Source organism: Longimonas sp. (assembly GCF_046498435.1).
Taxonomy (GTDB): domain Bacteria; phylum Bacteroidota; class Rhodothermia; order Rhodothermales; family Salinibacteraceae; genus Longimonas.
This window is the reverse complement of record NZ_JAWOAR010000143.1, coordinates 1-9,215: the sequence shown is the minus strand read 5'-3', so window position 1 is coordinate 9,215 and position 9,215 is coordinate 1. Positions and strand designations below refer to the sequence as shown.

The window sequence follows — 9,215 nt, the reverse complement described above, 5'->3', positions numbered from 1 at the left end:
TGCTGACTTTCTGGAGCTCGGCTCCGCTTAGTTCCGTTACATACCTCAGGCAAAGCGCTTCAAGCCCCAGTCTGTGAATGCCAGCATTTGCAAGTTCCAGGTCATGGGCTGTCGCCCTCCAGGTTATATGGGGCCGCCTTCCCAGCAGTACCGCGTCAAATACCGTGGTTCTGGCTGCCTCGGCCTTCTGGGCAACATATCCGAACTTGCGTGCGATCTGCATTGAATCAAGCTTGGTTATATTTTCCCCGTTGATGCTTATAATACCGGATTCCGGGCGGAGTATTGCATTCATACACCGCAGCAGAGTAGTTTTCCCCACCCCGTTGGGCCCTAAAATGGAGACCACATGATGGGCCGGCACTTCAAATCCCACGGAATCAAGCACTGCAGTGCTTTTGTACTGAAATGAGACGTTGTCCACCGTAAGCATCATCTGTTGTATCCCCGGATAATAAGATATATAAACACGGGCGCGCCCAGAAAAGAGGTCAGAATGGAGACCGGCAGCACGTGAGGGGCAAGGACAAGCCTTGCTGCAGTGTCTGCGGCAAGCCGACGAAGACGTGACGCTCTTCTTCGGCCTGAGCGGTACCGGCAAAACGACGCTCTCTGCCGATGCGAACCGCCGCCTCATCGGCGACGACGAGCACTGCTGGAGCGACGACGGCGTATTCAACATTGAGGGCGGCTGCTACGCCAAGGCTATTGGCCTGACCGAAGAGAGCGAGCCCGAAATCTACAACGCCATTCAGTACGGCACGCTGCTGGAGAACGTCGTCTACGACAAAAAGACGCGCACCGTCGACTACGATGATACCTCCATCACCCAGAACACGCGCGCCTCATATCCGCTGGAATACATCCCCAACGTCAAGATTCCGGCGACGGGCGGGCACCCCGAAAACATTATCTTCCTTACGTACGACGCGTTCGGCGTAATGCCGCCCGTGAGCAAGCTCACGCCCGAGCAGGCCATGTATCACTTCATTAGCGGATACACGGCGAAGGTTGCAGGCACCGAAATGGGTGTAACAGAACCCAAGGCTACCTTCAGCGCGTGCTTTGGCGCTGCGTTCCTGGTGTGGCATCCCAGCAAATACGCCGAACTCCTGGCCGAGAAGATCCGCGCCCACGACGCCGATGTCTGGCTGGTGAACACCGGCATTACGGGGGGGCCCTACGGCACTGGCCACCGCGTTCCGCTGAAGCACACCCGCAGCATCATCGATGGCATCCACGACGGATCGCTCGCACAGGCAGAGACGCAGACCGATCCTACATTTGGGTTCAGCGTGCCCACGAGCTGCCCCAGCGTCCCAGACGAGATCCTCATCCCTCGCAACACCTGGGACGACAAGTCGGCCTACGACGCGCAGGCCGATAAACTGACGGGGCTCTTCGCTGAGCACTTCGAGCAGTATGCCGAGGGAGCAGGTGAAGAGGTTGCTGCCGCCGGACCCAGCACGCAAAGCGCGTAGCGCACGTCCTGCGCCTTGCATAAGGGTCGTTACATAACGATACCGCATCATGCAGCCGGAGCCCCTTCGATGGGCTTCGGCTGTGTTCGTTTTGGTGCGAGTTCGGAGTTGGGTTTTTGGATTGGGGTTTTTGGGTCCTGTAACGCACGTGTCCATACGTCGGCATCGGACTGAAGATGCGATGGCGGGCGCCGTCCTGTCCGACTCGTTGCAGTTTTCGCGTGTCTCTTATGTGAAGCGCAGGATATCGTTTTCCCACCATAATCAGACTAAACTGTGGAATGAAGCGGGTTATTTTCACGGGCTTGGCGGGATTAGGACTCGTTGTAACCGTGGGCGTCGGCGTGTGGCTCAATTATATCAGCTTCGACCGTATCTATGCGCTGCGGCAGATTGAACGCGTGCCTCAAATTACGATCGACGGCATTGTACCCGGCGAGGTCAACCTAACCGGTCAGGTCACAGACAACGGCCTATTTCTCACAGCGCCCAGGTCGGAACAGTCCGTAGTTTATTATCGCTATGTTGTGGAGGAAGAGGAAGAGGATTCGGATGGCGATACGTACTGGCGCACGGTGCGCGATGAGACGCGGTATGCCGACACCTTCTGGATTGAGGATGAAACGGGCCGCGTGCAGGTGCGCCCCACAGATGACGTGGATTATCAGTTGACACGAGACTATCGTACCGAAAGTGGATCTCGGCGCTACACTGAATATCGCATCGAGCCCGGCGATGAGGTCTTCCTGTTTGGATATGCCTCACGCTCTGGATCGAACTACAATATTGGATTCGAGGCCGATGGCAGCTATCGCCCCATTCTCTCGGATTGGTCGGCGTTCCGGGCGCGGGCGGGGCTCGCTGAGGGAAGCGCGCTCTTTTTGCTGGGTGGACTCGCCGCTCTGGCCGTGGCTGTGCTGCTGGGGCTGTGGCTCTTTCGCGTTCATGACTCGGCCACCTATCTCATCGGGCTGTCAACCGTGATGATTGTGGCGCTCATCGTGCAGGGCCTCTTGATGATGAACCAGGATCTTTCTGACACTGCACAGCGCGCCGAGCGTACCCTGCAGCAAACCACCGAGGTAGCCGATTACCTGCTGGATGAGCACGGGATGTCGTGGAACGGCGACTGGGCTGAGCTGGGCTCGCTGGACGATGCCCCGTACCGTACGCTTCCCGATTCCACAAAAGCGAAGCTCAATACCCTGCGCATTAATCTGTCGCGTTCGGTGGAGCGGTCTCGGGCCCACCTGAACCACGGGCCGGAATCGGTACTCGCCTGGTCTGCAGGACTCGACGCCCCTGCCCCGATTCCACTCCCCGATACACTTGCCCAGGAGGCTCAGCAGCACGAGGCTACCTTCGAACCCACCCGGCTGGTGCGCTGGCGTGCATTCTTGTTCTTGCTTGTAGCAGGGTTTGTAGGATACATAGCCAGCCGAGGCGGCATGAGCACAATCAAAGTGAAACGGCTCATTGAGCATCTCCCGACCACGCCCATCGATGGTTTGGTGTACGGGCTCTCCGAAATAAAGGGCACCGCCCTGCCGCACAAAAGCACTGGTTTGCTGACCGCTCCTGTTAGCGAAGAGCCCTGTATCTACTACTATCACGCAATAAAGGAAAAAGACGACGACGATGATTGGCATACCATCCACGAAGAATCGCGGTGCGTTCCGTTTCGCTGCCGCGATGACTCGGGGTCTATTTTGGTGGATCTCCAGCGCGCTGAGTTCCATACTGACACGACTACCGTCCGCTCGTCGGGCTCACGCAAGCACATAGAGCGGCGTATTGAGCCAGGTGATTCGCTCTATGTGCTGGGGCCGGCTACGATCGACACGGACACCCACAACCGACTGCTCATCACAGACACCGAAACAGATACCGAGGACGACTTTTCCTCCATCGTGAGCAATTGGTCCGAGAAAAAACTGATGTTCCACAAAGCATTCAACGCGTTCATCCGTCTTGCAGTTGGGGTGGTAGCCACTGTGGGCATTGGCCTGGCAATCGCCGGAATGGTCACCTCCTTTGGCCCTGCACTGTATGTCACAACAACTGGATTTGCCCTAACTTATATGATGATTGGGCTTGGCATCATGTACTACAACGATCTCGTGTTCTTAGAGCGCCGCGTAGATCGGAACTGGTCGAACATTGATGTGGCCCTGGCCAAACGGTTTGACTTGATTACGCAGCTGGTAGAGGTTGTGCAGGGCTATCTCGACCACGAAGCGGAGGTGATGGATACGATCAGCGAGGCGCGTACGCTGCACGAGGAGGACACCCCGGCTGATCCTTCCGATGCGCGCCTAAATGCCGAAGAGCGTGTTCGTGACGTCGTCACTGCAACGATCGAAGATACCCCGGCTCTACATGGCCACAACGCAGCTGCGGAGCTTATGAATACCCTTGACGAGGTGGAGACCGAAGTTGCTCTCATGCGAGATGGGTACAACGCCATTGTAGAGCACTACAATGCTCGCTGTCGCCGCCTTCCAGAGGTGCTCATTGCTCGGCTGGTCGGCTTTTCGCCAGCTTCGTACTACACCGCAGAGCCTAACTCCTCGTCTGCGCCAGACGTTGGCTAAGACTGGATTGGAGATAAGAGGCCGAACATCCATCAGAATTGCAACACTTCGTGTATGATTGGTCGGATTCTAAGCCCGGGGCCAACGTGTGCGCCGCTTGCTGCGTTACGAACTGACAATCCGATCCTGCACTCAACGACGCCCACCGCCCATGAACCGTCCTCTACTCATTCTCATCGCCATCGCGCTGCTGCTGGGGCTGGGCGCATACTGGCTCTCGGAACCCACTGTTGACAACGCGTCGGTGCAGACGACTACGTCGGTGGCTGAGGCCATGGGCAGTTCCGACACCACCGGCTACGATCGCGCCGACCGCGTGATCGACTTCTCGTTTCCCGACGACCACGGTCCGCACCCCGGCTTCCAGACCGAGTGGTGGTACTTTACCGGCAATCTCGATGGCGATGACGGCAACCCGTACGGCTTCAAGTTCACCATCTTCCGCTCCGCGCTCTCGCCGCCCGATTCTGCGACCGTCACCGCCGTGTCCAGCAACCCGGCCAGCGACCCGTCCAGCGCATCCGACTGGCGCACGAATCAGTTTTACATGAGCCATGTGGGCGTGAGCGCTATGGACCGCGCCTGGCACCGCAGCGCCGAGCGCTTCGCCCGGGGCGGAGCCGGACTTGCCGGGGCCCGCGCCCAGCCCTTTCGCGTCTGGCTCAACGACTGGTCGATGCAGAGCGCCGAGCCCGTGGAGCAGACGCCTAACGCCACGCCCAACGACCCGACGTTTCCGCTCCGCCTACAGGTCAGCGACGACGAGATGGGCTTCGACCTCACCGTTACCCCGCAAAAGGCACCCGTCTTTCAGGGCGACCGAGGCCTTAGCCAGAAAGGGCCTGGCTCGGGCAATGCGTCGTATTACTACTCGTACACGCAATTGAATACAGAAGGCCAAGTCATCGTCGAAGGCGACACGATCAACGTTACGGGTCAGAGCTGGATGGACCGCGAGTGGAGCACCAGCGCCCTCGCCGAGGACCAGGAGGGCTGGGACTGGTTCTCGCTCCAGTTCGACGACGGGCGCGAGCTCATGTACTACCAGCTCCGCAACGACAACGGCATGCCAAGCTCCTTCAGCAAAGGGCTTCTGGTGGAGGAAGACGGCTCCTCGACCCTGATCGAACGCGAGGATGTGGAGCTTGAGGTCACCGATACGTGGACGAGCGACGTCGATGGCGAAAGCACGTATCCTGTGGCCTGGCAGATGCGCATCCCCGAATACGACCTGGACCTGACTATCGATGCGTACTTTCCGGGGCAGGAGATGGACGTGTCGGTGCGCTACTGGGAAGGCGCGGTGCAGATTGACGGCACGGCGGGTGGGTCGGACCTCTCGGGCCGTGGCTACGTCGAACTCACCGGCTACGCCGACGGGGCCTCGGCGGGACCGATGTCGTAGTTTCATTGCAGTTGGGGGATGCGCATCTCGTCACGGGGCTCTGCTTCGTGACGCATCCGTTCTGGGGCTTCGCCCCGTGGCTGTGTGGCCGCGAGCAGTCATCGCATCCGTATCCAGCCATCGCTTCCCTCAAAAACCACCCCCACCATGCAAGCCCTTGCCCTGCCCGCCATCAACGCGAAGATGACCGAGCGCGACGAGGCGCTGCACATCCACGACCCAGTGCGACAGAAGTACGTGCGCTGCACGCCCGAAGAGTGGGTGCGCCAACACTGGATCCACTTTCTGCGCAACGCTCGCAACGTGCCACTTGGACTGATAACTGTGGAGCAAGCGTTTACGTGGCAGGAGCGCATCCATCGCGCTGACCTCGTAGTGCACACGCGCAGTGGCAACCCGCTGGTGCTGCTGGAGTGCAAAGCCCCGTCGGTGCCGCTCACGCAAGACGTGTTCGACCAAACAAGCCGGTACAATCAGGTGCTGCAAGCGCCCTTCTGGGTTGCCTCGAACGGCCACCTGCACTACGTCTGCCGCGTCGACCCAGGCGCTGGGAAGGCCGAGTTCTTAGACGAGCTGCCCACGTACGACGAATTGTGCGCAAAGGCGTCTTCCACGTAGCCTCGCGCTACACACTTCCGATGCTGGCTTGTATATTATTATGTTGTAGCTCGTTCATTTACCCGTATCGCTTCCTGTCTATGTTTTCGGATACTACCGCCCCTGCTCGCTCTGTTGCCCTGCGCGCCGTCCGCGCTGCTGCTGCCCTGTGCCAGACTGTGCAGGCCGACATCGACAACACCGTCGCCACGAAAGACGATCGCAGCCCCGTCACGGTCGCCGACTTCGGGAGCCAGGCGCTCATCTGCCACGCGCTACAGCAGGCATTTCCGGATACGCCTGTCATTGCTGAAGAAGACAGCGCCATGCTGCAAACCGATGAGCAGGCGCACATCCTGGAGCAGGTCGTAGCCCGTGTGCAAACGCACGAACCCGCTGCCCACGCCGACTCCATCTGCCGCTGGATCGACCACGGCAATGCCGACCGCTACCACGACCGCTTCTGGACGCTCGATCCCATCGACGGCACCAAGGGGTTCGTACGCGGCGATCAGTACGCCATTGCGCTTGCGCTCGTGGAGGACGGCGTGCCTACCGTGGCCGCGCTCGGCTGCCCGAATCTGCCCGACGACCTCGACGATCCGACCGCGCACGGACAGGTGTTCATCGCTGTGCGCGACGAAGGCGCCATGCAGTTCCCGCTGTCCGATCCAAACGCAGACGGCACGCCCATCCACACCCGCGACACCGCTCAGGCCGAGGAGGCGCGCTTCTGCGACTCGTTCGTCTCGGCCCACAGCGCCCACGACAAAGCCAAAGAGGTGGGCGACATGCTCGGCATCAGCGCGCCGCCCATTCGCATGGACAGCCAGGCCAAGTACGCGATCGTAGCCCGTGGCGATGCCGACATCTACTTCCGCCTGCCCCGCCCCGGATCCGACTACACCGAAAAGATCTGGGATCATGCTGCCGGGCGCCTCGTGGTGGAAGCCGCGGGCGGACGCGTCTCCGACATGCACGGCGAGCCGCTCGACTTTACGCACGCGCCCTTGCTCTCCGAAAACACGGGCGTGGTTGCCACCAGCGGCGCCATCCACGACAGCGTGATCCAGGCCCTTGCCGACTACGAGCGATAGGCTCTCACATCCTTTTTACTTCAGCCCACCCCCGCTATGAATCCCGACCTGATGCGCCGGGCCATTGCCCTCGCTGTTCAAAACGTAAAGTCCGAGCGCGGCGGCCCCTTTGCTGCGCTTATCACCCGCGACGACGAAATCGTTGCTGCGGGCACCAACATCGTGACGTCGGCGAGCGACCCCACCGCTCACGCCGAGATTACCGCCATCCGGCGTGCCTGCGATAAACTGGGTACGTTCGACCTGTCGGGCTGCGCGCTCTACACCTCGTGCGAGCCCTGCCCCATGTGCTTTGGTGCCGTTTACTGGGCGCGCCTCGACCGCGTGTACTACGCCGCCACCCACGCCGAAGCGGCTCAGGTGGGATTCGACGACTCGCACATCTACGAAGAGATCGACCGCCCCCCCGAAGAGCGCTCCATTCCGATGCAGCGCGTGCTCGAAGACGAAAGCTGGGCGCCCTTTAAGACGTGGACCGAGTACGAAGACCGTATCGAATACTGAACGTGTGCTTCGTGCCACGCAGGCTGTTCAGGGGCTCTGCTCCGCTAACTTGGCCTAAACACCACCCCGAATGGTAGCCCTGTCGCTCTTCTCAATCAAACAGCGACGGCGCGTACTCGCGGCGCTTCAGTTCTTCGATCAGCTTGCGGTTGGCGCGCGGGAAGGCGTAGTCCGCCAGTTCGTCGACCGTGACCCACTGCATGGGCTGGTCGATTTCTGGGGTAGGCGTGCCGTCCACAATGCGGCACGGATAGGCGTGCAGCGTGATCTTGAAGTGCGAGTAGGCGTGCTTTAGCGTGTAGAAGAGGCCGTCGGTTTCCACCGTGATGCCAAGCTCTTCCTGCAGTTCGCGGCGGCAGGCGGCCTCGGGGGATTCGCCCTCCTCGCACTTTCCGCCCGGAAACTCCCATAACCCGCCGAGCATGGCATCGTCGGGGCGGCGCTGGATGAGCAGGCGACCTGCCTCATCAAACACGAGTCCGACGGCAATGTCGTGGTGCGGCACGGGTTTGCTTTCGGGGGTGACGGGATAATGCTCGGGATTTCCTGCTTCCGCAGCTTTGCACACCGGCTCCAGCACGCATTCGTTACAGGCGGGATTCCGTGGCGTGCAAACCGTAGCGCCCAACTCCATGAGCGCCTGATTGGCATCGCCGGGTTCATCAGGGTCTACCAGCGCATCGGCCAGGGCTTGCAGGCGGCGGCGCGTGGCACTACGGGTCGAGTCCTCTTCGATAGCAAAGACGCGCGTTAGGACGCGAATCACGTTGCCATCAAGCACGCCGTGGGCCTTCCCAAAGGCAATCGACGCGACCGCCGCCGCAGTGTACGGCCCAATGCCCTTCAGCGATTTGAGTCCGTCGTACGTGCTGGGCACCGTGCCGCTGTGCTCGCTTACCACGGTCTGCGCCGCCTCGTGAAGGTAGCGGGCGCGTGAGTAGTAGCCCAGGCCCTCCCACTGCTGCAGCACCACATCGCGCTCGGCCTCGGCCAGGTCGTGCACCGTCGGAAAGGCGTCGGTGAAGCGCTGGTAGTACGGCTCGGCCTGATCCACGCGCGTCTGCTGGAGCATGATTTCCGACACCCAGATGCGATACGGATCGTCGGTGTTGCGCCACGGCATCTCGCGCTTCACGTCGTGATACCAGTCCAGGAGCGCTGTGCGAAAGCGTGTGCGATGGGTACCGGTAATTTCGGGCAGGTCGAGGTCAGCCACAGGGGGGGTTTAGGAGGATGCGGAGGGACGGCGATACGTGCACAGGAATGGTACACCAGAGCGTGCAGCAGGCCAGTTGCCTGAATAATACCAAATGCGATAGTTCAATGTACATGTTTTGAGGGGGCACCCTGAACTTCAGTACCGGGCCCAAGTGACAGCGGTCCTGCGCCTTCTCGTGAAGTGCGCTTATGTCCTGGATCCTGGATCTCCGTTCGCAAGCTCACTGCGTCCAGGATGACACCTGAGTGGGGCATTGCGTATAACACAACGTTCAGCACTACGTACCAATGTGTCATCCCGGACAAGGTGCCCCTGGCA

Annotated in this window: 7 protein-coding genes and 2 pseudogenes; 6 read left to right on the top strand and 3 right to left on the bottom strand. The window is 60.4% G+C overall.

Features of this window, described 5'->3' with window-relative positions; translation table 11 throughout:
• Nucleotides 1-433 (bottom strand): ABC transporter ATP-binding protein (locus R6U20_RS05315; RefSeq protein ID WP_410336824.1); only part of this gene is annotated, 433 nt, incomplete at its 3' end.
• A pseudogene (locus R6U20_RS05310) lies at nt 433-555 on the bottom strand (iron chelate uptake ABC transporter family permease subunit); the annotation flags it as partial. The pseudogene R6U20_RS05310 and the gene R6U20_RS05315, both read right to left, overlap by 1 nt.
• A 2-nt stretch (nt 556-557) precedes the next feature.
• On the opposite strand from R6U20_RS05310, the pseudogene R6U20_RS05305 reads away from it, so the two are divergent.
• The 6 genes and pseudogenes from R6U20_RS05305 to R6U20_RS05280 all read left to right on the top strand — a co-directional run.
• A pseudogene (locus R6U20_RS05305) lies at nt 558-1,481 on the top strand (phosphoenolpyruvate carboxykinase (ATP)); the annotation flags it as partial.
• A gap of 281 nt (nt 1,482-1,762) precedes the next feature.
• The gene (locus tag R6U20_RS05300) at nt 1,763-4,075 is read left to right on the top strand and encodes a LemA family protein (RefSeq protein ID WP_410336823.1); all 2,313 of its coding nucleotides are present in this window, start codon (nt 1,763-1,765) and stop codon (nt 4,073-4,075) included.
• 151 nt (nt 4,076-4,226) lie between these two features.
• A complete protein-coding gene (locus R6U20_RS05295) occupies nt 4,227-5,480 on the top strand; it encodes a lipocalin-like domain-containing protein (RefSeq protein ID WP_410336822.1) in 1,254 nt (417 codons plus the stop codon).
• Between the two features lie 147 nt (nt 5,481-5,627).
• Nucleotides 5,628-6,098: a type I restriction enzyme HsdR N-terminal domain-containing protein gene (locus R6U20_RS05290; RefSeq protein WP_410336821.1), complete on the top strand. Its 471-nt coding sequence runs from the start codon at nt 5,628-5,630 to the stop codon at nt 6,096-6,098.
• An 80-nt stretch (nt 6,099-6,178) separates the two neighbouring features.
• The gene (locus R6U20_RS05285; RefSeq protein ID WP_410336820.1) at nt 6,179-7,174 is read left to right on the top strand and encodes a 3'(2'),5'-bisphosphate nucleotidase; all 996 of its coding nucleotides are present in this window, start codon (nt 6,179-6,181) and stop codon (nt 7,172-7,174) included.
• Nucleotides 7,175-7,210: 36 nt separating this feature from the next.
• A complete protein-coding gene (locus tag R6U20_RS05280) occupies nt 7,211-7,678 on the top strand; it encodes a nucleoside deaminase (protein ID WP_410336819.1) in 468 nt (155 codons plus the stop codon).
• A gap of 91 nt (nt 7,679-7,769) precedes the next feature.
• Here R6U20_RS05280 and mutY read toward each other — a convergent pair whose 3' ends face one another.
• Entirely contained in the window at nt 7,770-8,894 is a 1,125-nt protein-coding gene (gene mutY, locus R6U20_RS05275; RefSeq protein WP_410336818.1) for an A/G-specific adenine glycosylase, read from the bottom strand.
• Nucleotides 8,895-9,215 lie beyond the last annotated feature (321 nt).